This window comes from Curtobacterium sp. PhB172 (genome assembly GCF_003752545.1).
Classification (GTDB): Bacteria; Actinomycetota; Actinomycetes; order Actinomycetales; family Microbacteriaceae; genus Curtobacterium.
The window spans coordinates 516,959-540,943 of sequence record NZ_RKIF01000006.1 but is presented as its reverse complement, the minus strand read 5'-3'; the positions used below and the strand labels follow the sequence as shown (position 1 = coordinate 540,943).

Here is a 23,985-nt window from a genome sequence, read left to right as displayed (position 1 = left end):
GATGAGCGCGAACCCCCGTGGCCGTGGCCGCGGTCGTGCGAAGAAGGGCCACGACGACGCCGAGCACCCCGACGAGCGCTGGATGGCCTCGTACATGGACATGATCACGGTGCTGATGTGCATGTTCCTGGTGCTGTTCGCCATGTCGACGGTCGACCAGGAGAAGTACATCGCCCTGAAGAACTCCCTGGCGACGGGCTTCGGCGAGGTGAAGTCGCAGAAGGTCGACACCGCCAGCGGCACGGTGGTGACGAAGGACCAGGTGGAGGACGGATCCGGGTACTCGACCGACAAGTCGCAGGCCGACCACTCGACGGCGTCGTCCGGCACGAAGGACACCAACGTCGACCCCGCGTCGACCGTCGTGCCGGTGACCGCGACGAAGCAGGACCTCGCCGACGCCCAGCAGGAGCTCGACGACCTCACGGCGATCGAGCAGGCGATCAAGCAGAACCTCGCGAAGGCGGGGCAGACCGCGAACGTGCAGTTCACCGTCGACGCCCGTGGCCTGATCGTCCGGCTCGTCGGCAGTGAGACCTACTTCGGCACGAACAGCGCGGACCTGTCCGACCAGGCGAGGTCGATCATGGACGCGATCGCCCCGGTCCTGAAGACGAGCCACCACGACGTCAGTGTCGAGGGACACGCCGACCAGCGGAACTCGACGGCGCCGTACGCCACCAACTGGGAGCTCAGCGCGGCCCGGGCGACCGGGGTGCTGCGCGACCTCGTCGAGCGTGGCGGGATGCCGGGCGACCACGTGCAGAGCGTGGGCTTCGGGTCGAGCCGGCCGCTCGCGAAGGGCGGGACGGACCAGGACCTCGCCCTGAACCGACGGGTCGACATCGTGGTCCTGTCGAACGCCGACCAGGACGTCAGCGCGCTGATGCCGGCACTGGCGAAGGCGCAGGACGGAGCACGCCAGGGCTGACGCACGACCGACGGGGCTGGAGACCCCGCATCCCCAGTACGGGGTACAGCACTGACGGGTGCCGCACAGGCGACCGATAGACGCACCCGTGACCGAGACCCTGCCAGCGCCCGAGGTGTACGACTTCGCGCGTCCGTCGACGCTCGCCCGCGAGCACGCCCGGGTCCTCGAGCTCGCGTTCGAGACCTTCGCGCGGCAGTGGGGCACGCAGCTCACCGCGAAGGTGCGTGCCGTCAGCCAGGTCACCTGCGAGCAGGTGCAGATGGTGACGTACGACGAGTACGCCGCCTCGCTGCCCGCGCTCACCGGCATGGTGCTGCTGCCGATCGCGGACGTCGTCCCGAAGGGCGTCCTGCAGGTCCCGCTCGACGCCGCGCTGACCTGGGTCTCGCACGCGCTCGGTGCCTCGAAGCCGCTGCCGACCCCGGAGCGCACGTTCACGCCCATCGAGCAGGCCCTCGTGCGCAAGATCGTCGAGGACGCCCTCGACGACCTCCGCTACTCGTTCGGCGGGTTGCTCGCGCACGACGTCACGGCCGGTGGCTTCCAGTTCAACTCGCAGTTCGCCCAGGCCGCCCAGAAGGGCGACCTGATGATCGTCGCGGCGTTCTCGATCCGCGTCGGCGACCGCGTCGCCCCCGGCACACTCGCGTTGCCGGCCGAGGCCGTGCTGCCGCAGCTCGGCGAGGCCGCCGCGCACGTGTCGCCCGCCGACGCCCAGGCCCTGCTCGACGCGCAGCTCGCGGGCGTCCCCGTCGGCGTCAGCCTGCGCTTCGCCCCGGCGACGGTCCTGCCCACGCAGGTGCTCCGGCTCGCGGTCGGCGACGTCCTGCCGCTGCCGCACCCGCAGCACCGCCCCCTCACCATCGCGGTCGACGGTGAACCCGTCGGCACCGCCGCGGTCGGCGCGAACGGCTCGCGCCTCGCCGGCATCGTCGTCACCACCACGAGCACGGAGCAGCACTGATGACCGAAACGACCACCCTCCAGACCACCGCGGCCGAGTCGCTCGCGGCGCAGCTCCCGACGGCCGTCCCGCTGGGTGCGCTGCTGCTGCCGGGAGGCGCGACCCCGGTCGTGCTCGAAGCGGCGACCGACGCCGTGGTCGCGTCGTTCGTCGGCGGCCTGTCGGCCGATCTGGCCCTCGTGCTCACCGACCTCGAGGCCGTCATCGCTGCCGGCGGCACCGACCACGGGATCGTGGCCGTCACCGACGTGCTGCGTCCGTCGCTCGAGGCCGCCGCGTCGGTGCTCGGCGTCGGGGTCCTCGGCGAGGCGAGCCGCGAGTCGGCGGCCGCGCTGCTGGCCGACCCCGACACGGTGGTGTTCGAGCTGACCGCCGGTGGTGTCCCGAGCGGCTGGTTCGGCATCCGGGTGCGCGAGCACGGCACGGTCTCCGCCGCCGCGCCCGTCGGGGTGCCCGCCGGCAACCTCGGCCGCATCAACAACGTCGAGATGACCCTGACCGTGGAGATCGGCCGCACCCGCATGTCGGTCCGCGACGTGCTCGGCATGGAGCCCGGCGCGGTCGTCGAACTCGACCGCAGCGCCGGTGCGCCCGCCGACGTCCTGCTGAACGGTCGCCTCATCGCGCACGGCGAGGTCGTCGTCGTCGACCAGGACTACGCCGTCCGGATCACCCGCATCCTCGACGTCGCCGAATCCCTCTGAGCCCCGCGTGGACACCCTCCTCATCACGCTCCGCGTCGCGCTGTCGCTCGGCGTCGTGCTCGCCCTCATGTGGGTGCTGCACCGTGCCAGCAAGAAGCGCTTCGCGGGCAAGACCTCCGGACGCCGTGCGGCGACCGTCGAGGTCGTCGGTCGCCAGGGCCTCGGCGGCAAGGCGAGCGTCGTGGTGGTCGACGTCGAGGGGGAGCGCCTGGTGCTCGGGGTCTCCGAGCAGGGCGTCAGCCTGTTGACGAGCGCGCAGGCGCCCGCTCCGGAGCTCACCATCGTGACCGGACCCGTGCAGCTGCCCGTGCGTCCCGCCCCGTCGGCCGACGTGTTCGGTCAGGAACTGGCGCTGCAGGCGGACGCCCCCACGTCCCCCCAGGCACGGCCGGAGCGCCGCGGGCGCGTCGATCCGGAACCGGCTGGTGGGGCTCACCTCCCGGAGGCCCTGCCGATGCGCCCGCGCAACCGTCGTCCGCAGCGCACCACGGTGCCGACCGCGCAGCAGCTGCAGGGCTCGATCCTGTCGGTCGACACCTGGCGGCAGGCGGCCGCCGCCCTGCGGAATCGGCGCGCCGGGTGACCGCGGTCCGCACCGGACGCACCGCCGCCCTCGTCCTGCTCGGGCTGGCGGTCGTCGCCGGCTTCCTCATGCTCACCGCGACCGGCGCCCACGCCGCCGGCGTCGTCGAACCGACCGCCCCCGCGACGCCGACCGCTCCCGCGAACGGCGACTTCAGCGTCAGCCTGAACGGCCCGGACGGCACCCCGTCGTCGGCCGTCGTGACGCTCATCGGCATCACGCTGCTCAGCGTCGCCCCGGCGCTCATGCTCATGATGACGTCGTTCACGAAGATCTTCGTCGTGCTCGCGATGACCCGGAACGCGCTCGGGCTGCAGTCGATCCCGCCGAACCAGGTGATCGCGGGCCTGGCGCTGTTCCTGTCGCTGTTCGTGATGGCACCGGTGCTCGGGCACATCAACGACGACGCCCTGCAGCCCTACCTGGCCGGCCACCTCGACTTCAACCAGGCCGTCGAGATCGGCACGAAACCCTTGCGGACCTTCATGCTGCACCAGACCCGTGACGAGGACGTCGCCCTGATCACCCGCGCGGCGGGGCTCGACAACCCGAAGTCGATGGCGGACGTGCCGATGACGACCGTCATCCCGGCGTTCATCATCTCGGAGCTCCGCAGCGCGTTCATCATCGGGTTCGTCATCTTCATCCCGTTCCTGGTGATCGACCTCGTCGTCTCGGCGGCACTCATGTCGATGGGCATGATGATGCTCCCGCCGGTCATGATCTCGCTGCCCTTCAAGATCCTGCTCTTCGTCCTGGTCGACGGCTGGGGCCTCATCATCACGTCGCTCATCGAGAGTTACCACGTTGTCTAGGGGGCAGGCATGAACCAGCAGGCCGTCATCGACCTGGTCCTCCAGGCGCTCCTGGTCGCGGGCAAGCTCGCCGCTCCGGTGCTCGTCACGTCGCTCGTCGTCGGGTTCGCGATCTCGCTCTTCCAGTCCGTGACCCAGATCCAGGAGGTCACGCTCTCGTTCGTGCCGAAGGCCGTGGCGGTCGCGATCGCCCTGGTCGTCTGCGGCAACTGGATGATCTCGGAGATGGTGGCGTTCACGCACGTCGCCTTCGACATGATCCCGAAGCTCCTCGGCAGCGGCTGATGGACCTCGCGATCAACGCCGACCGTCTGGAGGCGACCATGCTCGCCGGTGTCCGGCTCGTCGCGTTCTTCGTCATCGCGCCGCCGTTCTCGTACCGGGCGTTCCCCGGCACCGTGAAGGTGATCCTCGGGCTCGGTCTGGCGATCGGCGTCGCCCCCCGCGTCGCCGTCGGCTACGAGTCGCTCGACACCGGCCCCTTCCTGCTCGCGCTGCTCACCCAGCTCGTCGTCGGGCTGTCGCTCGGCTTCCTCGTGTTCCTGGTGTTCGCCGCGGTGCAGTCGGCCGGTGCGCTCATCGACCTGTTCGGCGGGTTCACCCTGGCGCAGGCGTTCGACCCGCAGTCGCAGGTCAACGGCGCCCAGTTCACCCGGCTGTTCCAGATGGCGGCGCTCGCGCTCCTGTTCACCTCGGGCGGGTACCAGCTCATCGTCGGGGGACTCGTGCGCTCCTTCGATGCCGTGCCCCTCACCGGCACGTTCGCGGTCGACGGTCTGGCCCACCTGCTCGTGGCGGCGATGTCGCAGATGTTCCTGGCGACGCTGCAGATCGCCGGGCCGCTGGTGGTCGTGCTGTTCCTGGCGGACGTCGGCCTCGGGCTGCTCACCCGTGTCGCACCGGCCCTCAACGCGTTCCAGATGGGGTTCCCGATCAAGATCGGGCTGACCGTCCTGTTCGCCGGAGCGCTCTTCATGGCCCTGCCCTCGGTGGTGTCGTCGCTGACCGGCGACGCCGTCCAGGCGATCACGGGACGGGGGTGAGGCGCCGTGTCCGACAGTGGTGAGAAGTCCGAGAAGGCCACCCAGAAGCGCATGCAGGAGGTCCACCGGAAGGGCCAGCTCGGCCGGTCCCAGGACCTCGGCGCGTGGATCGGCATCGCCGTCGTCGCCCTCATGGTGCCGTCGATGATCGGCAACGCGGCAGCAGCGGGCACGGCGCAGCTCGTCGCCGTGCAGTCCGTCATCGCGAACCCGACGATCGGCACCATGAACCACGTGTTCGGCGATGCGATGGCGAGCGTCGGTGCGACCCTCGGCCCGATGCTCGCGGTGGTGCTCGTCGCCGTCACCGCGGCCGCCGTCGCGCAGGGCGGGGTGCACATCCGGAAGCTCGCGCCCGAGGCGTCGCACTTCGACCCCATCGCGGGCCTGAAGCGCGTGTTCGGCGTCCAGGCGCTCTGGAACGGGGCGAAGGCGCTGCTGAAGACCACGGTCGTCGGCCTCGTGCTCTGGTTCGCCGTGCAGGGCCTGATGCCCGTGCTCATGACCAGCGGCTCGCTGCCGTTGTCCGCTGTGCTCGAGGCAGCAGCGGACGGCGCGGGCACCCTGCTCCGCGCCGCGATCGCCGCCGGGCTCGTCCTCGCCGCGATCGACGTGCTCGTGGTCATCCGCCGCAACCGCAAGCGCACCATGATGACCAAGCGCGAGGTCAAGGACGAGCAGAAGAAGAGCGACGGCGACCCGCTCGTCAAGGGCCAGCGCCGCTCCCGCCAGCTCGCGATGAGCCGCAACCGGATGATCCAGGCGGTCGGCACCGCGGACGTCGTCATGACGAACCCGACCCACTACGCCGTCGCGCTCAAGTACGAGCCGGGCAAGGCCGCGCCCCGGGTGGTCGCGAAGGGCGCCGGGCCCGTCGCCGACGTCATCCGTGCCCGGGCGGAGGAGGACCGTGTGCCGATCGTGCGCGACGTCCCGCTCACCAGAGCGCTGCACGCCGCGTGCGAGCTCGGGCACGAGATCCCCGTCGACCTGTACACGCCGGTCGCCCGGGTGCTGTCGTTCGTGATGGCCCTGAAGGCCCGCGGCGCAGCGGCCGGCACCCACGCACCGCCGCGGCCGACCACGCCCGACGAAGTCGCGAGCGTCATCGACCCGGCCACGGTGACCGGTGACCTCCGCCCCCGCAAGCTCCGCGCACCGCGCATCGCCGAGACCCCGACCGAAGGACTCCCCGCATGAACCGCAAGGACCTGCCGAAGCTCGTCGTCCCGGTGTTCATCGTCGGCATCATCCTGCTGCTGATCCTGCCGGTGCCGTCGTTCCTGCTCGACTTCCTGATCATCATCAACATCCTGCTGGCGTTGGTGATCCTGCTCACGACGCTGTTCGTGAAGAAGCCGCTCGACTTCTCGGTGTTCCCGTCGCTGCTGCTCGTCGCGACGCTGTTCCGCCTCGGCCTGAACGTGGCGTCGACCCGGCTCGTGCTCGGCGAGGGCTTCGCCGGCGACGTCATCCAGGCGTTCGGCCACGTCGCCGTGTCCGGGTCGATCATCATCGGCGCGGTGATCTTCCTGATCCTCATCGTCATCCAGTTCGTCGTCGTGACGAAGGGTGCCGAGCGCGTCGCCGAGGTCGGGGCACGGTTCACCCTCGACGCCATGCCCGGCAAGCAGATGGCGATCGACGCCGACCTGAACGCGGGGCTCATCACCGACCAGCAGGCGAAGGACCGCCGTGCCGCGGTCTCCGCCGAGGCGGACTTCTACGGCGCGATGGACGGCGCCTCGAAGTTCGTCAAGGGCGACGCGATCGCCGGCATCCTGATCATCATCATCAACCTGATCGGCGGCATCGCGATCGGCATGCTGCAGAACGGGCTGTCCGCCACCGACGCCCTGTCGAAGTACGGCATCCTGACGATCGGCGACGGGCTCGTCACGCAGATCCCGGCCCTGCTCATGGCCGTCTCCACCGGCATGATCGTCACCCGCTCCGGCGCGGAGTCCGAGATGGGCGCCTCGGCCGCCACGCAGCTGTCGCAGTCGCGCAACGCCCTGATGATCGCCGGCGTCGCCGCCATCGCGATGGGGTTCATCCCCGGCATGCCGATCCTGCCCTTCCTGCTCGTCGGTGCGACCCTGCTGTTCACCGCGTGGCGCATCGGCCGGAACGCCGCGAACGCCGAGTCGGCCGCCGCCGAGCAGCAGGCCCTCGAAGCCGCCGCGCCCTCCGGAGACACCCCCGAGGACCTCATCGAGCAGATGCGCGTGCACGCCCTCGAGATCCTGCTGGCGCCCGACCTGGTCGACATGGTGTCCGGCGCCTCCGACGACCTGCTCGGCCGCGTCCGTGCGCTGCGGCGGAAGATCGCCGTCGACATGGGCATCGTCGTGCCGCCGGTCCGCACGCGCGACAGCATCGACCTGCCGCCGTCGACCTACGCCATCCGGATCGCCGGCGTCGAGGCCGGCCGCGGCACCGCCCCGGCCCGCAGCGTCCTGGCGCTCGGCGACCACCTGGACGGGCTGCCGGGCACCTCGACGGTCGAGCCGGTGTTCGGCCTGACCGGCAAGTGGGTGCCCGCCGAACTCCGGCACGCCGCCGAGATGACCGGCGCCACCGTGATCGACCGGGTGTCCGTGCTCGTCACGCACCTGCAGGCCGTCATCGGCGACAACGCCGCCCGCCTGCTCACCCGCGAGGACGTCAAGGTCCTGACCGAGGGCGTCAAGCAGGTCAACCCCGCCGCGGTCGAGGAACTCGTGCCGGGCATGCTCTCGATGGCCGAACTCCAGCGCGTGCTGCAGGGCCTGCTCGCCGAACGCGTGCCGATCAACGACCTCGGGCGGATCTGCGAGGCGCTGACCCTGCGCGCCAAGGCCTCCACCGACCCCGAGGGGCTGGTCGAGGCGGCCCGCGCCGCACTCGGCCCCGCCCTCGCCGCCCGCCACACCGACCAGGGCACCCTGCGCGTCATCATGATCGACCCGCTGCTCGAGCAGTCGATGCTCGAGGGCCTGCGACCGTCCGAACAGGGCAGCCAGATCGTCCTCGACGCCCACCGCATCGAGCAGGTCCTGGGCTCCGTCCGCGATGCCGTGCGCAGCATCGAGGACCAGGGCCTGTCCGCCGTCCTCGTCTGCGCCCCGCAGCTCCGCCCGGCCGTGCACCGCATGGTCGCCGCCCAGTCGAACGGGCTCCCGGTGCTGTCGTACCAGGAGGCCACCGCCGCGGGCTCCACCATCGAGACCGTGGGAGTGGTCCGTGCCGCCGACCCGATTGCAGCGTAACGGCGCGACGCTCGACGAGGTCCGCGACGCCGTCCGGACCGAGTTCGGCGCGGGCGCGAGGATCGTCGCCGCCGAGCGGGTCACCACGCCGGGCATCGGCGGGCTGTTCCGCAAGGCGCACGTCGAGGCCACCGTCGAGGTGCCGGAACCGGGGGAGACCCCGACCGCACGCGTCGTGATCGCCGACTCACCCGTCCAGCGGATCGGCATCGCGGCGCTGCTCGCCGACGCCGATGCGGCCGAGGCCCGCATCGCACGCGGTGACGGCACCCAGGCCACGCGTGCCGACGCGTTCGCGTCGGTGCTCGACGGCTTCGTGGCGGACGGGATCACGGGGAGCGCCCCGCGCCCCACGCGCGCCCTGCCGGAATCGGACGGCCCTGCGGACGTCGACCCGCGCCTCCAGGCCGTCACCGACACCCTGCCAGGAGGCCCGACCACCGTCCCCGACATCGCGCCCGGCCGGCGCGCGGCCCGGTCCACGGCGCCTGCCGTGCGATCCGCTGTGCCGGCAGTGCGGTCAGCTGATGGTGACCTGGTCCTGTTGGTCGGCCGGGCGAACGACGTCGACGCCGCTGCCGGGCTGTTCGCCGTCCGGCACGCGCTGCGGCCGACGGACGCCGCCGACCGGCGGTCGGCGATCCTCGCGCGTGCCGACGGCGTGCGCGACGGCCACGCGGTGCTCGCCGTCGCCGCGTGGGACGACCGGGCGACCGGCGAGGGGATCGAAGCCGACCAGGTCTGGGTCGTCGTCGACGTCGGACGGAAGCCCGAGGACACCGCGGCCATGGTGTCCGCGGTGGCCGCACGGCTGCCGGTGGCCGGTGTCGTCGCGATCGGCGCGGCGGAGACCGCCACGCCGGAGTCCGTCGACCTGCTGGGGGTCCCCGTCCTGTCGCTAGGCTGAGCGGGTGCTGGTACTCACGCGGAAGGTCGGCGAGCGGATCCTCGTCGGTGACGACATCGTCATCACGGTCCTCGACGCCCGGGGCGACGGCGTCCGGATCGGCATCGACGCACCACGCGGGGTGAAGATCCAGCGTGAAGAGGTCGTGCGGGCGGTCGCCGAGGCGAACGCCGAGGCCGCTGCGGCTGCCGGCGCGACCGGTGCCTCCGGTGACGACGCCGAGGCACGGCTGCGTGCCGCGCTCGGCGACCGCGGCGGGGCCGACCGGGCGTAGTCCGGGCCGGGCGCACGCGGTCGCGGGCTGCGCGTCCGGGCGCGGTCGTTGTCGCACCGTCGTCGGCGAGCGCGCCCCGGTGCGGGCGCGCCCCGTGGCGGGCATCGCGCCCCGTGGCGGCATCGCGCCCCGTGGCGGGCATCGCGCCCCGACTCTTCGGGGCGCGACGACGCTGGCGGGGCGCGGACCGGACGGAACGCCGTTCCTTGTGAGTGGCGCCGGCGGGGACGACCCGACCCGTGCCTCCAGGCCGGACCGTCCGCACCGGGCGGCTACGCGCGGGGCTTCTTCTCCTGTTCGGGGAGTCGTCCTGCTGCCGCCTCGGCGGCGAACCACGCACGGGCCTCGTCCTGGCGCGCCTGCTCCTCGCCGAGCGCGATCGGCGCCCGCACGTGGCCGGGCTCGTAGCCGAAGGTCTCGATCAGCTGCGGCACCACCGGTCGGAGCCGGGCCACGAGCCGGTCGATCGACGCCGACACCGCACGGGCACGCTGCGCACTCAGGCGGCCGTGCACCAGGTACCAGTCGAGGTGCTGCTCGAGCAGGCCGAGCGCGAACAGGTCGCGCAGCCACACGAGGACCCGGCGGGTGTCGCCCTCGGGGACCGCGTCGAGCCCTTCCGTGAAGGCGTCCCACTGCATGAGTTCCGCGTGGGCGCGCGCGGCCTCGATCAGCTCGTGCTGCGACCGGTTCAGGAGCACGGCCTGGCGGGCGCGGTCCTTGCCGGCGGTGTTCAGCCGGAGCCCGATCTCGGTGACCATCGTGTCCACGCGGCCGGCGAGCAGCGCGCGCTGCGTGGTGGGGTCGTGCAGGTCCGTGACGCTCGCGGCGAGCGACCCGCGGTCGGCGACGGTCTGGCCCAGGCGGCGGAGGCCCGAGGCGTCCGCGAGCTTCGCGCCCACCTGCGAGGCGACGAACTTCGCGGTCGATGCGGCATCGCGCGGCGCCCGCTTCCGGAAGTCGGTGAGCAGCCGCTTGCCGACGAGTTGCAGCAGCACGGTGTTGTCGCCCTCGAACGTGACGTAGACGTCGAGGTCGGCGCGCAGGCTCGTCAGGCGGTTCTCGGCGAGGAAGCCCGCGCCGCCGCAGGCCTCACGGCACTCCTGCAGGGTGTCGAGGGCGGACCACGTCGACAGCGACTTGAACGCGGCGGCCTGGGTCTCCAGGTCCTCGCGGCGCTGCGGGGTGTCGGCGCGCCCGCTGAACACGTCGTCGAAGGTGCGGAGCAGCTGCTCGTGCGCGAACGACTGCGCGAACACCGTCGCCAGACGGGGGATGAGCCGGCGCTGGTGCCGGCCGTAGTCGAGCAGGACGCCCTCGACACCGCCCGCCGTCGGGAACTGTCGACGCTGCATCGCGTACGTCAGCGCGATCTGCAGCCCGATCTTCTGCGCGACGACCGCGGCGCCGTCGAGCGACACGCGGCCCTGCACCAGGGTGCCGAGCATCGTGAAGAAGCGGCGTCCGGGCGAGTCGATCGGCGAGCTGTAGGTGCCGTCCTCGGCGACGTCGCCGTAGCGGTTCAGCAGGTTGGTGCGGGGGACGCGGACGTGGTCGAAGTGCAGCCGGCCGTTGTCGATGCCGTTCAGGCCGCCCTTGACACCGTCGTCCTCGCCGCCGACGCCCGGCAGGAACGCGCCGTCGTCGTCACGGAGCGGCACGTAGAACGCGTGCACGCCGTGGTCGACGCCCTGGGTGATGAGCTTCGCGAAGACGACGGCCGCCTTGCCGTGCAGGGCCGCGTTGCCGATGTAGTCCTTCCACGCCCCGCGGAACGGCGTGTGCACGACGAACTCCTGCGTTGCGGGGTCGTACGTGGCCGACGTGGCGATGTTCTGCACGTCCGAACCGTGGCCGGTCTCGGTCATGGCGAAGCAGCCGGGGACGTCGAACCCGATGATGCCGGGCAGGAACTCCTCGTGGTTCCTCGCGGTGCCGAGGTGGTGCACCGCGGAGCCGAACAGGCCCCACTGCACGCCGGCCTTGATCTGCAGCGACGGGTCGGCGGTGGTGATCTCCTCGAACGCCGCCAGGTTGCCGCCGTGGTTGTCCTGGCCGCCGAGCTCGGGCGGGTACGGGCGCTGGATGGCTCCGGCGTCGACCAGGATCTGCAGCTGCTCGAACGCGCGGGCCCGGTGCTCGATGGTGCCGAGTCCTTCGGTCTTGTGCAGTGCGGGGTCGAGCACGAGGCGGCGGGAGATCCGGCGGTCCTCGGCCCAGCGGCCGAGCAGGAGGGTCTCGACCATGTCGACGTCGATGCGGATGTCGGTCTGCTTGCTCGGGTTCTCGCTCGTGTGCTTGCTCGCGTTCTCGCCCGAGTTCTCGCTGGCGTTCGTGCCCGGGTTCACGCCGGCGTCGTGCTTCGCCGTGGGCGTGCCGGTGTGCTGCGCGGATGCGGTGTCGACCATGGTCGGAGTCCTCCTGAACTGCGGTGTCCGGTGTTGCGCTCCCCACGCTAGACACCGCCGCCGGGAGCCGGCGGAACGCCGTGCGGGCCGCACAACGCTGCCCGGCACGGACCGACCACGATGGTGGGAACCCTCCAACTGCACGCGTCGATCGATTTGATGAGCACCCATCAACGATTGGGCGCACCACCGGCCCGCGGGGCAGACTGGCCGACATGTCAGGCTCCACCACGGGACACGATCCCCAGCCCAAACGCACCTTCTTCGGACAGCCGTTCGAGCTGTCGACGCCCTTCGCGGTGGAGCTCTGGGAGCGGTTCTCGTTCTACGGCATGCAGGGCATCGTCCTGATCTACATGTACTACACGGTCACGCAGGGCGGCCTGGGGATCGACAAGGGCATCGCGACCGGGATCATGGGCGCGTACGGCGGCGCCGTGTACCTGTTCACGATCATCGGCGCGTGGATCGCCGACCGGCTGCTCGGTGCCGACCGCACACTGTTCGGCAGCGCGATCGTCGTCATGCTCGGCCACATCGCCCTGGCGCTCATCCCAGGGGTGGCCGGCGTGGGCGTCGGGCTCGTGCTCATCGCGCTCGGCTCCGGCGGACTCAAGGCGACCGCCACGACGATCGTCGGTGGGCTCTACAGCCGCGAGGACCCCCGCCGTGACGCCGGCTTCTCGCTCTACTACCTCGGCGTCAACCTCGGTGCGTTCTTCGGGCCGCTCCTGACCGGCCTGCTGCAGAGCTCGCTCGGCTTCCACTACGGCTTCGGGCTCGCCGCCGTCGGCATGGCAGCCGGCCTGGTGCAGTACGCGATCCGTCGGAAGAACCTGCCCGACACGGTCCGCCACGTCACGAACCCCGTCGACCGCCGACGCCTGCCGCTGATCGGGGTCGGGGTCGTCGTCGCCCTGGTCGTGATCGCGGTCGCCGTCCTGACCGGCCTGCTGAACGTCGGCAACCTGCCGACCGTGGTCGTCGCGATCGTGATCCTCGCCACGATCGGGTACTTCGTCGTCATCCTGACGAGCGGCATCACGGCGCAGGAGCGCTCGCGGGTGCTCGCGTTCATCCCGCTCTTCATCGGCAGCGCCGTGTTCTGGTCGCTCTACCAGCAGCAGTTCACCGTCGTCACGGTCTACTCCGACGAGCGACTGAACCGCTCGCTCTTCGGGTGGGAGATGCCGGTCTCGTGGGTGCAGTCGATCAACCCGGTCTTCATCATCGTGCTGTCCGGGGTCTTCGCGGCGCTCTGGACCAAGCTCGGCGACCGACAGCCGTCGACCCCGACGAAGTTCGGCCTGGGCACCGGCATCATGGGCGTCGCGTTCCTGCTGTTCCTGCCCTTCGTCGGCTCCGGCCAGAACGGCACGCCGCTGCTCGCCCTGGTCGGCATCCTGCTCGTCTTCACGCTCGCCGAGCTGCTGCTGTCACCCGTCGGGCAGTCCGTCGCCACGAAGCTCGCGCCGCCGAAGTTCCAGACGCAGATGGTCGCGCTGTTCTTCCTGTCCGTGTCGCTCGGCACCGCCGTCACCGGGGTGCTGTCGCAGTACTACGACCCGGCGAACGAGGCACCGTACTTCGCCGTGCTCGGTCTCGTCGCCGTCGCGGTCGGCGTGGTCCTGCTCGTCCTGGCCAAGCCGGTGCTGCGGCTCATGCGCGGCATCCGGTAACCTGAGCGGAGCCACACGCCGAAGCAATCAAGGAGTCACCACCCATGCTCGAACTCATCGCAGGGATCATCATCGGCGTCGGCGTCCTCGGCGGCGTCGGGTGCTGCATGGCCGTCGCGGCCATGATGAAGAGCGGCTCCGAAGAGTACTGAGCCCGCTGGGCTACTCGCCGCTGCCGGTCGTGATCGGCACCAACTGACGACTCAGGACGGTCGCGCGCTCGAAGGGGCCGCGGCCGTCCTTCGTGTACACGGGCTCCTCGAACGCGACGGTCCACGACAGCGGTTCGCCGACGCCGGGGTAGCCGACGATCTGGTTGCCGCCGGGAGCCACGATCACGCCGATCGGCTCGTCGGCCCACCGCTCGCCGCCCTCCGTGGAGTCGATGACCTGCACGAGCGCGCCGATGCCGAGACCGGGGGCGTCGTCGGGGCGGGGCTTGGGGGAGCGGCGTCCGAACACGGCATCACCGTAGCGTGCTCGCCGATCAACCCGCTCCGTCCCGCGCGCTGAGGTTCCACGACATGCCGCGTGCGTGCCGCCGAGGTTCCACGGATCCACGCGCGAGCGCCCGAGGTTCCGAGATCTCGGAACCTGACGAGCTCGGACACGTCGGGGACGTGACGGGGGCGACGTGGACGGCGGGGCGACGCCGAGGTTCCACGACATGCCGCGTGCGTGCCGCCGAGGTTCCACGGATGCCCGCGGGGGCGCCCGAGGTTCCGAGATTTCGGAACCTCGGGGACGACACCCCCGCCCCGTCAGGCGTCGGCGGGGACCCGGGCGATCTCGGTGATGGACGAGTGGCCCGTCTCAGGGTGCTTGCGCATCGAGAGCAGCCGCTCCATCGACGGCTCGAGCGCCGTGACCTTGTCGAGCGGCGCACTCACCACCAGCTGGAACCCGAGCCGGAGCCACGCGGTGACCGCACGACCGGCGAACTCCGAGTCCGCCTTGATGAACGCCTCGTCGAGGAACACCGGGGCGAACCGGGGCCGGGGCCGTGTCTCGTCGCCGAGCTGGTAGCGGAGTGCCGCTCCGACGATGAACGCCACGAGCTCCTGCGTCTCGCCACCGGACTTGTCACCCAGCGACGAGTAGACACCGAGATCGTTGCCCGACGTGTCGTAGCGGACCGCCGTGATCTCCATGTGCCGCCGGACGTCGAGCACGGCGTCGCGCTGCGTGGTGCGGCCACGGGCGGCGTCGGGGTCGGGGCGGATGACGGCCATGAAGCGCCGGAGCCGGCGGAACCGGGTCTCGAGCACGTCGTCGGTCAGCTCGGCGTCGACCGAGGCGGACAGGGCGCGGAGCTCGCGGCGGAACGCGGTGACGTCCTCGCGGGTGACCCGCCGGATCTGGATCTTCAGGCGGTCGCGGTTCGCGCCGAACGGCAGGTCCCGCAGGATCTCGTTGACCGGTTCGAGGCGCTCCTCGATCTCGACGACGGCCCGGTCGAAGGCCCCGGCGAGCGGCACGAGGTCCTCGCCGCTCCACTGCGACAGCCGCCGACGCCACTCGGTGCGTCGGGCGTGCAGGCCGGTGGCGACGATCTGGTCGAGGATGGCGTGGTAGTCCGGGTACGACGCGACGCCGGTGCCGAGGTTCGGGTCCGGCCAGGCGTCCTGGTACCGCTGGAACGTGAGCGTCAACGAGGTCGAGGCCGCTGCGGCACCGTCGAGTGCCTGCGACAGCCGTTCCTCCAGCCGGCGTCGGAGCCGTCGGGTGGCGTCGTCGAAACCGTCCACACCGTCCGGTGCACCGACCTCGGCGAACGTCTCGGCGAGGAGTCGCGACTGCTCGTCGTCGGGCAACGACTCGGGGGTGTCGTCGAAACGCGACAGGATCTCGGCGGCGGCGTCCTGGCCGTCGACGAGCACGGCGTGCCGCTCCTCGAGGCGCTGCACGGAGAGCCGTGCAGCGGAGCGGCGGTCGGCGGTCTCGTCGAGCGACTTCCGCAGGCGGGCGACCGAGGCGCGCAGGGTCCGGAGGCCGTCGTCGGCGGCGAGGAGCGCCTGGCGTTCCTCGTCGAGGCGGGCGAGCGACGTCTCGACGCCCTCGACGTCGATGGCGTCCCACGTCACGTCGACGACGTGCTGGTGCGCGGCGCGCAGGACGTCGAGTGCGGTGAGGTCCTGTGCCACGTCGGTGCGACGGGCCTCGAGCGTGGCGAGGTCCTGCGCGATCGACGCGAGCTCCTGCTCGACGGCGGCGACGCGGGCCTCGTTCGTGAAGCCGATGACGTTGGCCTGGCGGCGGTCACCGTGCGCACCACGCCGGCCGTCGCGGAGCTGGCCGGACTCGGTGACGCGCCGACCACCACCACCGAGCTCCGAGGCGTCGGTGACGCAACGGGCGTCGGTGCGGTCCGACTCGATCCGCTCCCGCACCCAGGTGCTGAAGGGCGAGTGCTTGATCGCGAGCTTGCCGGAGACCATCGCGGGATCGCCGTCGAGGTCCAGGTGCGGTCCGGTCGGCACGCCCTCGAACTGCACGCGGACGGGCAGGCGGAGTGCGTCGATCGCCTCACTGAAGGCGCCGAGGCGGTCCTGGTCGACCAGCAGGGTGCGGGCGACGGGGGCCAGCACGGACTCGATGGCCGTGCGCCAGCGCTCCTCGCCGGGCTGCACGTCGAGCAGTTCGGCGACGAACGGCAGGTCGGCGGGGTCGATGCCGGCGGCGCGGGCCATCGCGAGCCGGGCCTCGTGCATCGGCAGGGGCATCGCGCCCTGTCGGTGCTCGAGCGACTGCCGCTCCTGGCGCAGCGAGCGCTCCCGGTCGAGCAGCGGGTACTCCTCGCGCGTCAGGGCGTCGCGGCGGTCGTCCAACGACGAGCGCGAAGCAGCGTACGACCCGAGGAACTCGTGCGAGCTGCGCTGCGCGGCAGTGAAGTCGGCCTCGGTCGCGACGGACGTTCCGAGCACGGCGGTCCGCTCGTCGAAGGTCGCCCGGGTCCGGACGACGGCGTCGCGTTCGCGGGTGAGCCGTTCGATGCGGTCCTCGAGCTGGGCGAGCGCGTTGCCGCCCTGGTCGCGCAGCCGCGCCTCGGCGTCACGCAGCTCGATCTCCACGGCGGCGTGCCGGGCCTCGGCGGCGGCGACCTCGGCGCGGGACGCCGTGCGCTCCCGGCCGTTGCGGTCCACCTCGGCGTCGAGCAGGTCTCGCTTCCGCGAGGCCGTCCAGTGCGCGAACGGGGAGACCTCGGCGCCGGTGGCGATGCCGTCCAGGGCCTCGGCCGCGGCCTTCGAGCGTTCGATCTCGTCGTGCAGGTCGGTGATCGGGGAGAGGATGCGGACCTTGCGCTCCTCGGTGTCCATCGCCTCGTACGCCTCGTCGAGCGCGGAGAAGTGCGCGAGGGCGCGGTCGGCCGCCTCGTAGGTGCCCGGGGTCTCGAGCACGAGCGACTTGTACAGCGCGTCGACCGTCGGCAGGTGCTGCCCGGCCTGGATGCGCGCGAGCAGACGCATCGCCCGGTTCCCGCCGCCGGAGTCGCCGATGCCGAGCCGGGTCTGCAGCGTGTACGCGAGCTCCTGGTAGGTGTCGCGGATCACCAGCCCCGGTACGCGCCCGGTCAGCTCGAGGTGGTGGAAGCGGGTCGGCACGAACTCCTCGAGCCGGCGCAGGTCGAACGTGTCGTCGACCGTCGCCATGGTCATCTGGATGTCGCCGACGCCCCGCGCACGCTTCGGCACGATGTACGCCCGCAGCACCGTGAAGCGCCGCTCGTCGTCGTTCCGGAACGTGACCGCGGCCGCACCCCAGGTGGTCTGGTCGTCGCCGCGGAGGTTCACGTCGCGCAGGGCACCGGACTCGGGGTCACGGCGGGTGTCGACCTTGCCCCGCAGGTACGTGAGCAGGTTGCGCTGGTCCGCGCTGCGTGCGCGCCCGGTCGTCGCGTCGTTCGAGGCGCCGTTGAACGGCACGTCGGACGGCATCATCACGGCCAGGTACGCGTCCATCAGGGTGGACTTGCCGGTGCCGGATGCGCCGGAGATGAGCGTCGCGGTGCCCGACAGCTCGACCTGCCGGTGGCCGTGGAAGCCGCCCCAGTTGACGACCTGCATCGACTCGGCGCGCCACTGCGCGACCGTGTCGAACAGCGCGGGGATCTGGAAGGTGTCGGTCATGCTTCCGTCTCGCCGTCGTCGTCGGTGTCGGTCTCGGCTTCGCCGTCTGCCGGGAGGCCCGTGGCGGCTCCGTCGGTCGGCTCGCCGCCCTGGTCGGTCGCGTCTTCGTGCGCGGTGGTGGTCCGCAGCCACGTGTCCAGTTCCAGCAGGCGCTCCAGGGGGAGCAGCACCTCGACGACGCTCGCCACCCGGAAACGGTCCGGGTCCGAGGTGCGGATCAGGATGCGCGCCGTCACGAGGCGCTCGACGGCCTTCGCCACCCGGCCCTCGTCGCGCGTGCGGTCGGTCGCGGTCGCCGGTCGGAACCCGGCGACGTGCCCGAGGATCTCCGAGCGGTCGACGACCACCTGGTCCGGACCCGGTCGGGCATCGGCGCGCAGGCGCATCCGAAGGTAGACGAGGACGATCGTCTCCTCGCGGGTGTACGGCAGGTCGCGCAGCAACGTGGGGAACGTGCGGCGCTGGCTCTCCGAACGGGCCTGGCGCTTCCACGCGACCTCGCGGTCACGGTCGACGTGGAGTTCGAGGAACAGGTCGTTCAGACGCGACCGCAACTGGTACTCGGCGTCGAGCACCGCACGCCACTCGTCGGGGTGCGTGCGGGAGCTGACGTACGAGTGCCGGAGCAGCGCCACCAGCGCACGTCGCTGGTGCGCGTCGAGCCGACCCTCGTCGCCCTCGAAGAGGGCGAAGCTGGACTCGTCGCGTTCGTCGTCCTGCACGACCGTTGCGGGGTCGTCGTACGGGACGGTCTCGTCGACCGGTGCCGGCGTCGTGTCGCTCACCGTGCCTCCTGTGCGTTGTCGTCGTGGGGATCGCCGGCCGGCGCGTGCTCGGCAGCGAGCGCAGCGGTGGGCATGTGGAAGGTGACCGCACTGCCGTCCGGACGCACCGTGCGGTGCTCCGCGACGTGGGTGGCGGACTCGAAGTCGTCGCGCCCCGTCAGCAGGTGAGCGAGGCCGAAGAGCTCGACCGGTCGACGCTGTTCGGGCGGCAGCCCGTGGAAGGCGTCGACGCTCGAGTCGGCCTCGGCGAACCGGAGCGCGGCACGCAGCTCGGTCAGGAGCGGGCCGCCGTGCTTGCGGAGCATCTCGACGTCGAGGTCCTCGAAGACGTCGTCGTCGGGTTCCTCGATGGGCGGCGGCACCGACTCGGCGTCCGGGTCGTAGAAGCGCTCGCGCAGGGTGCCGACCTCGGCAGACGCCGGCAACAGCGGGAGCGGGATGCGGTCGCGCGCACCGCCCTGGTCCATCAGCGTCGCCAGGCCGCGGTTGATCGAGCGGATCACGGCGTCGAGTTCGCGGTCGCGCACGACGTCGTGGGCGACGATCTGGTCGCGGAGCGTGGCGGTGAGCTGGCGCCGCTGCGCGAGGACGTCCTCGATGCCTTGGCGCAGGATCGTGACCGTGTTGCGGAACGCGCGACGCTCACCGGCTCCGAGCCCGTCGGCGAACGAGTGGGACAGGATCGTCGCGATGTCGTCGCGCAGGCGGAGCAGCAGGGCGTCGTCGCGCAGGAGCTCGAAGGCACCCTCGAACGCGCGGCCCTCGGGCGTCGCCTGCATCAGGTTGTCGGTGCGCGCGAGGTAGTCGTCGAGGATCTCACCGATCGGGCGGACCTCTTGCCGGAAGTCCTCGACGATCGAGCGGTGCATCGTCGCGACGGCCTCTTCGACGCGCTTGAAGTCGCTCGGCAGCTGCCGGATCAGGTCGGAGATGTTCGTGTACCCGTCGCGCATCCGGTCGTCCTCGACGGTGACGACGTCGTCGCCGTGCTCGAGGCGCTCACGCTCGGCCCGCAGTTCGGCGATCTGGGCGTCGATGCGGCGGATCTGCACGTCCGGGTCCGGCTCGGCGCGGGCGGCCCAGCGGTGCACGGCGTCGACGATCATCGCGAGCCGGCTCTCGCTGATCAGGGCACGGTCGGCGGACAGGGCATCGACGAGGCTCAGGGCCTCGAGCGCGTGACTCGTCAGGGAGTACTGCTCGTCGCCGTCGGGGGAGTTGGAGCGGACCAGCCACTGTGCCGCCACCCACTCGCGGCAGAGGGCGCGGCCGTTCGGTCGGGGGTCCTGCTCGCTCTGCTCGTGCTGTTCGCTCGCGGGCACGCGTGCACCCGATGCCTGCAGGCGGGCGACGTGCTCCTCGACCTGCAGGTGCATGCGGTCGGCGGGGACGTACTGGACGTCGCGGTCGAACACCGTGCGGAACACGGCGAGGACCGTCGCGCTCGTCGGGCGGGACATGAGGCGCAGGGTCGGACGGTCGAGGACCGCTCGGACCCGGGCGAACTCGAGGTCGACGTCGGTCATGCGCCCCTTCGTCCGATCGTGCTGATGGTGTGGCCCGCATGATGCGGCCCGGTGAGATGACAAGAGCCCGACGCTGCTGCGTCGGGCTCTGTCTCAAGGGTGGGCGATACCAGACTCGAACTGATGACCTCTTCGGTGTGAACGAAGCGCGCTACCAACTGCGCCAATCGCCCCCTGCACTGTTCGTGCGAGTCGATAGTAGCGGAAGTCCGGCGGTGCATCGAACACGGCGCGCGCCCCGGGTGTGGCGCGTGTGCGGCGGCGCGCTGCGCAGCGGCCGCACGGTGCCGTGTCGGCACGCGGTCGCACGGTGCCGTGTCGGCGCCCCGGTCGCACGGTGCCGTGTCGGCGCCCCGGTGCGAGCTTGATCGCACGGTGCGGCGCCGTAAGCGGCCACGAAGCACGCAACCGCGCACCAGATGGCGAAAGGCCCACCGTGCGAAGGGTGCCGTACCGGCCGGATCCGCATGAACTCGGGGGACACGCCCGGTGAACGGGAAGGATTTTGGTGGATGCCTCTGGGTTCGTATAGAGTTTACGTCGTCGCCGCGACAGCGGAAAGACAAATGCGGATGTGGCGCAGTGGTAGCGCATCACCTTGCCAAGGTGAGGGTCGCGAGTTCGAATCTCGTCATCCGCTCGAGTGTGGGGCTTTTCGAAGTCCCACGACTCACCAGAGGGTATCCCACCGTTCGGGTACTCACGGAGACGTGAACCTCGATGGTGGGGTGGCCGAGAGGCTAGGCAGCGGCCTGCAAAGCCGTCCACGCGGGTTCGAATCCCGTCCCCACCTCCAGCAACACCCTCCAGATCCTGTACGAACCCCGGTTCAGACAGGGAATCTGGGCGATTGGCGCAGCGGTAGCGCGCTTCCCTGACACGGAAGAGGTCACTGGTTCGATCCCAGTATCGCCCACCTCCGAGAAGCCCCCGGCAGGACCACCAGGTCCGGCCGGGGGCTTTCGTCGTTGCGGGCAACCGCCGCGCTCGGCTGGCACGATGGCGAGATGGATTCGATGCGGAGGTGGCCGCTGTGGGCCGTGATGATCGTCCTCGCGGTCGCGTTCGGCGGGTTCTGGTACCTGTCGACGTTCGTCACCATGCCCGCCGACGTTCCCGTCTGGATCCGAGGCACAGCGAGTGCCGTGACCGGCGCCGCGTTCGGCGTGGTCTTCGGGCTCTGGATCGCTCGGCAGCGCCGGAGCGTCGGCCCGGCAGCGCGTGATCGTGCACTCGGTCGGGCGGTGCGACGCGGCGAACTGCCCGCTGATGCCGACCCGGCGCAGTGGCGCCAGGCGCTCGAGCACTACCAGCAGCAGTACCGCCGACAGCGGTGGTTCGGACCCGTCGTGTTCGTGCTGGCGATGGTCCTCGAGGTGTCCCTCGCCGTCACCGGGCGGCCGGTCTTCTGGTTCGCGGCGGCGATGTTCCTCGTGTGCCTTGTCGTCACCCTCGTGCAGACACCGAAGGTGCTGCGGAACACCGCCGCGATGCTCGTCGAGCTCGACCGGCGGACCGCGACCGACCCGCACTGAGCGACCGGGCGCGGTGGTCGTGACCAGCGCGGCAGGTGCGGTGCGTGGCGGACGCACGCCGCGCCTCCCGGCCGGGTCGTGTACGCAGGGCGGTACCTCGTCGGCGCGGTGCACCGCGCCGACCCCGCTCAGGAAGGCGCCCGCACCATGACCTCACCCTTCGACCTCACCGGCAGGACCGCCCTCGTCACCGGTGGCAACCAGGGACTCGGCCGGGCGTTCGCGTTCGGCCTCGCCGAGGCCGGCGCCCGCGTGGCGATCGTCGGGCGCTCCGCGGAGCGCAACGCCCGGGTCGCCGCCGAGGCCGCAGACGCCGGCCACGACTTCGTCACCATCACGGCGGACATCACCGACAGCGAGCAGGTGGCGCGCACGACCGAGGAGGCGATGACGGCCCTCGGCCGCATCGACGTGCTCGTCAACAACGCCGGTACGTGCCACCACCGGGACGCGTTCGACGTCCCCGACAGCGAGTGGGACGACGTGTTCGACCTCAACGTCCGCGCACTGTGGAAGACGTCGACGGCGGTCGGCGCGCACATGCGCGATGCTGGTTCGGGCTCGATCGTGAACATCGGCAGCATGTCGGGCCTCATCGTGAACCGGCCGCAGTGGCAGCCGGCGTACAACGCGTCGAAGGCGGCCGTGCACCACCTGACGAAGTCGCTCGCGGTCGAGTGGGCGCAGTACGGGATCCGCGTGAACGCCGTCGCCCCCGGGTACGTGAAGACCGAGATGGCCCCGGTGGACTCCCCGGAGTTCCGGCGGTACTGGATCGAGGACGCACCGCAGCAGCGCTTCGCCCTGCCCGAGGAGATCGCGCCGAGCGTCGTCTTCCTGGCGAGCGACGCGGCGTCGTTCATCACCGGATCCGTGCTCGTGGCGGACGGCGGCTACAGCGCCGTCTGAGCCGGTTCGGCCACCGGCGTGCCCGCGCGGGTCGTCGCGCGGGCCATGCCGACGGCGACGAGCACGGCGGCGACGACCGTCAGGACGATGCCCGCGACGGTGATCCCGGCCTCGAACGCGGCCAAGCGTTCAGCCGTCCAGGACGTCGTCGCGATGCTGCCCGGCACGAGCACCGCCAGCACCGTCCCGGTCGCCGCGATGCCCACCGCGGTCGCGAGCTCGCTCGAGGTGTCGACGAGCGCCGCACCGACCGACGTCCGGTTCGACGGCAGGCCCTGGAGCACGTTGTTGCCGGCGACGACCCCGACGACCCGCATCCCTGCGGCGACGAGCACGAGTGCCGCGGCGACCCATCCGTACCCGGCACGGCCGCCGACCGTGAAGAGCGCGAGTCCTGCGACGACGGCGCCGGCGCTCAGCCAGGCCGCGCGGCCGAGGCCCACCCGCTGCACGAACGGGCCGACGAAGCGTCCGGACGCCAGGAGCACCACCACCTGCGGCAGCGTCCCGATCGCGGCGAGTGCCGGTGACCAGCCCCAGGCGAACTGCAGCTGCAGCGTCACCAGGTACGACAGGCCGGAGACGGCCAGGCCGGAGGCCGCTTTGTACGCCAGACCGCTCGCGACGAGCGGACGGGCGAGCAGGCGCAGGTCGAGCAGCGGCTGTGCCGCGGTGCGCTCCCGCCGCACGAAGGCCGCCACCGCCGCGACCGTCACGACGACCCCGGTCCACCCCGGCCAGGAGGCGCTGCCCGCCTGCGCGAAGAGGGTGGGCGTCCCGAGTGCAGCGACCAGGGCCGTGGTCCCGAACAGCGCGCCGGTCACGTCGATCCGGTCGGGGTGCAGGTCTTCCGGTCGGTCAGCCGGCACGCCGGCTCGGATGCCGATGAACGCGAGCGCCGCGATCGGCACGTTCACCAGGAGCAGGGCCTGCCACGGCGCCACCGCGAGGGCGAAGCCACCCGCCGTCGGACCGACCGCGAGCCCGACCAGGCCCGCGGTGGAGATGACCGTCAGCGCCCGGACCCGCAGGGTGTCGGTGTCGAAGAGCCGGAAGGCCAGGGCCATCGACCCGGGCGTCGTCATGGCCGCCGCGAGCCCCATGAGCGCGCGGACCGCGATGAGTTCGCCGGTCGTGGTGACGAGCGTGGTCGCCAGCGCGGAGAGCGCGAGCAGCACCAGGCCGACGAGCATGACCCGGCGTCGGCCGAACCGGTCGGCGACCGCACCGAACAGGAGCATGAGGGCGCCGAACACGACCGAGTAGGCGCCGGTGACCCATTGCAGGCCGGTCGTCGACGCGTGGAGTTCACGGCCGATGCTCGGCAGCGCGACGTTCAGCACCGAGTTGTCGAGCATCTCGAACAGGAAGACGGCGGACAGGCCGGCGAGGGCGATCCCGGCGTCGCGGAGCCGGGCGGGGGAACGGGTGGACACGTGCACTCCTTCGATGAAGAAGTGGCGACTCGTCCGAGACCGCGTGTGGGTGCCTGGCCGCCGGAGCGACGAGGCGTTTTGCCCTCTGGCAGGAGCGTACGTCCA

General features: G+C 71.5%; 20 protein-coding genes and 4 tRNA genes. 17 read left to right on the top strand and 7 right to left on the bottom strand.

What is annotated here, in order from left to right; all coding sequences use genetic code 11:
* Position 1: 1 nt before the first annotated feature.
* The 11 genes from EDF42_RS06845 (at position 2) to csrA (ending at position 9,475) form a co-directional block, all read left to right on the top strand.
* The gene (locus EDF42_RS06845) at positions 2-931 is read left to right on the top strand and encodes a flagellar motor protein MotB (protein WP_123671818.1); all 930 of its coding nucleotides are present in this window, start codon (positions 2-4) and stop codon (positions 929-931) included.
* Between the two features lie 88 nt (positions 932-1,019).
* Positions 1,020-1,898 carry a flagellar motor switch protein FliM gene (locus EDF42_RS06840; RefSeq protein WP_123292756.1) on the top strand — a complete coding sequence of 293 codons (879 nt, stop codon included), beginning with the start codon at positions 1,020-1,022 and terminating at the stop codon, positions 1,896-1,898.
* Complete coding sequence (fliN, locus tag EDF42_RS06835; RefSeq protein WP_123292757.1) at positions 1,898-2,602, top strand: flagellar motor switch protein FliN; 705 nt, start codon at positions 1,898-1,900, stop codon at positions 2,600-2,602. Before EDF42_RS06840 ends, fliN begins: the two co-directional genes overlap by 1 nt.
* 7 nt (positions 2,603-2,609) lie before the next feature.
* A complete protein-coding gene (locus tag EDF42_RS06830) occupies positions 2,610-3,185 on the top strand; it encodes a flagellar biosynthetic protein FliO (protein WP_123671817.1) in 576 nt (191 codons plus the stop codon).
* Positions 3,182-4,000, top strand: coding sequence for a flagellar type III secretion system pore protein FliP (gene fliP / locus EDF42_RS06825; protein WP_123671816.1), 819 nt, complete (start codon positions 3,182-3,184; stop codon positions 3,998-4,000). The genes EDF42_RS06830 and fliP overlap by 4 nt, the downstream gene beginning before the upstream one ends.
* 9 nt (positions 4,001-4,009) lie before the next feature.
* Positions 4,010-4,285, top strand: a complete 276-nt coding sequence (gene fliQ, locus EDF42_RS06820; RefSeq protein ID WP_111084131.1) for a flagellar biosynthesis protein FliQ — start codon at positions 4,010-4,012, stop codon at positions 4,283-4,285.
* Entirely contained in the window at positions 4,285-5,043 is a 759-nt protein-coding gene (locus tag EDF42_RS06815) for a flagellar biosynthetic protein FliR (RefSeq protein ID WP_123671815.1), read from the top strand. Before fliQ ends, EDF42_RS06815 begins: the two co-directional genes overlap by 1 nt.
* 6 nt (positions 5,044-5,049) lie before the next feature.
* The gene (locus EDF42_RS06810) at positions 5,050-6,243 is read left to right on the top strand and encodes a flagellar biosynthesis protein FlhB (RefSeq protein WP_123339581.1); all 1,194 of its coding nucleotides are present in this window, start codon (positions 5,050-5,052) and stop codon (positions 6,241-6,243) included.
* Entirely contained in the window at positions 6,240-8,294 is a 2,055-nt protein-coding gene (locus tag EDF42_RS06805) for a flagellar biosynthesis protein FlhA (protein WP_123339582.1), read from the top strand. Before EDF42_RS06810 ends, EDF42_RS06805 begins: the two co-directional genes overlap by 4 nt.
* Positions 8,269-9,201, top strand: a complete 933-nt coding sequence (locus tag EDF42_RS06800) for a hypothetical protein (protein ID WP_123671814.1) — start codon at positions 8,269-8,271, stop codon at positions 9,199-9,201. The genes EDF42_RS06805 and EDF42_RS06800 overlap by 26 nt, the downstream gene beginning before the upstream one ends.
* 4 nt (positions 9,202-9,205) lie before the next feature.
* Positions 9,206-9,475 carry a carbon storage regulator CsrA gene (csrA, locus tag EDF42_RS06795; RefSeq protein WP_111084126.1) on the top strand — a complete coding sequence of 90 codons (270 nt, stop codon included), beginning with the start codon at positions 9,206-9,208 and terminating at the stop codon, positions 9,473-9,475.
* Positions 9,476-9,747: 272 nt separating this feature from the next.
* Here csrA and EDF42_RS06790 read toward each other — a convergent pair whose 3' ends face one another.
* Positions 9,748-11,883 carry an acyl-CoA dehydrogenase gene (locus EDF42_RS06790; RefSeq protein ID WP_123671813.1) on the bottom strand — a complete coding sequence of 712 codons (2,136 nt, stop codon included), beginning with the start codon at positions 11,881-11,883 and terminating at the stop codon, positions 9,748-9,750.
* A 215-nt stretch (positions 11,884-12,098) separates the two neighbouring features.
* Here EDF42_RS06790 and EDF42_RS06785 point away from each other — a divergent pair, with 215 nt between their 5' ends.
* Complete coding sequence (locus tag EDF42_RS06785; protein WP_123671812.1) at positions 12,099-13,562, top strand: peptide MFS transporter; 1,464 nt, start codon at positions 12,099-12,101, stop codon at positions 13,560-13,562.
* A gap of 162 nt (positions 13,563-13,724) precedes the next feature.
* Here the strand turns inward: EDF42_RS06785 and EDF42_RS06780 are convergent, their stop codons facing one another.
* The 5 genes from EDF42_RS06780 to EDF42_RS06760 form a co-directional block, all read right to left on the bottom strand.
* On the bottom strand, positions 13,725-14,024 hold the full coding sequence (locus EDF42_RS06780) for a hypothetical protein (RefSeq protein WP_123339586.1): 300 nt from the start codon (positions 14,022-14,024) through the stop codon (positions 13,725-13,727).
* A 299-nt stretch (positions 14,025-14,323) separates the two neighbouring features.
* Entirely contained in the window at positions 14,324-17,689 is a 3,366-nt protein-coding gene (locus EDF42_RS06775) for an ATP-binding protein (protein ID WP_123671811.1), read from the bottom strand.
* Positions 17,686-18,474 carry a DUF4194 domain-containing protein gene (locus EDF42_RS06770; RefSeq protein WP_123671810.1) on the bottom strand — a complete coding sequence of 263 codons (789 nt, stop codon included), beginning with the start codon at positions 18,472-18,474 and terminating at the stop codon, positions 17,686-17,688. Before EDF42_RS06770 ends, EDF42_RS06775 begins: the two co-directional genes overlap by 4 nt.
* The gene (locus tag EDF42_RS06765) at positions 18,471-20,000 is read right to left on the bottom strand and encodes a DUF3375 family protein (protein ID WP_123671809.1); all 1,530 of its coding nucleotides are present in this window, start codon (positions 19,998-20,000) and stop codon (positions 18,471-18,473) included. Before EDF42_RS06765 ends, EDF42_RS06770 begins: the two co-directional genes overlap by 4 nt.
* A 100-nt stretch (positions 20,001-20,100) precedes the next feature.
* Positions 20,101-20,173 (bottom strand) — tRNA-Val (locus EDF42_RS06760).
* Positions 20,174-20,568: 395 nt separating this feature from the next.
* Here EDF42_RS06760 and EDF42_RS06755 point away from each other — a divergent pair.
* From EDF42_RS06755 to EDF42_RS06735, 5 genes are all read left to right on the top strand, one after another.
* Positions 20,569-20,640, top strand: a tRNA-Gly gene (locus EDF42_RS06755).
* A gap of 82 nt (positions 20,641-20,722) precedes the next feature.
* Positions 20,723-20,796 (top strand) — tRNA-Cys (locus tag EDF42_RS06750).
* 48 nt (positions 20,797-20,844) lie between these two features.
* Positions 20,845-20,916, top strand: a tRNA-Val gene (locus EDF42_RS06745).
* Between the two features lie 91 nt (positions 20,917-21,007).
* Positions 21,008-21,535, top strand: a complete 528-nt coding sequence (locus tag EDF42_RS06740; protein WP_123671808.1) for a hypothetical protein — start codon at positions 21,008-21,010, stop codon at positions 21,533-21,535.
* A 147-nt stretch (positions 21,536-21,682) separates the two neighbouring features.
* Positions 21,683-22,444, top strand: coding sequence for an SDR family NAD(P)-dependent oxidoreductase (locus EDF42_RS06735; protein ID WP_123671880.1), 762 nt, complete (start codon positions 21,683-21,685; stop codon positions 22,442-22,444).
* Here the strand turns inward: EDF42_RS06735 and EDF42_RS06730 are convergent.
* Positions 22,429-23,880 (bottom strand): MFS transporter, encoded by a 1,452-nt coding sequence (locus EDF42_RS06730; protein ID WP_260212667.1) that lies wholly within the window; start codon positions 23,878-23,880, stop codon positions 22,429-22,431. The genes EDF42_RS06735 and EDF42_RS06730 overlap by 16 nt on opposite strands.
* Positions 23,881-23,985: the final 105 nt, after the last annotated feature.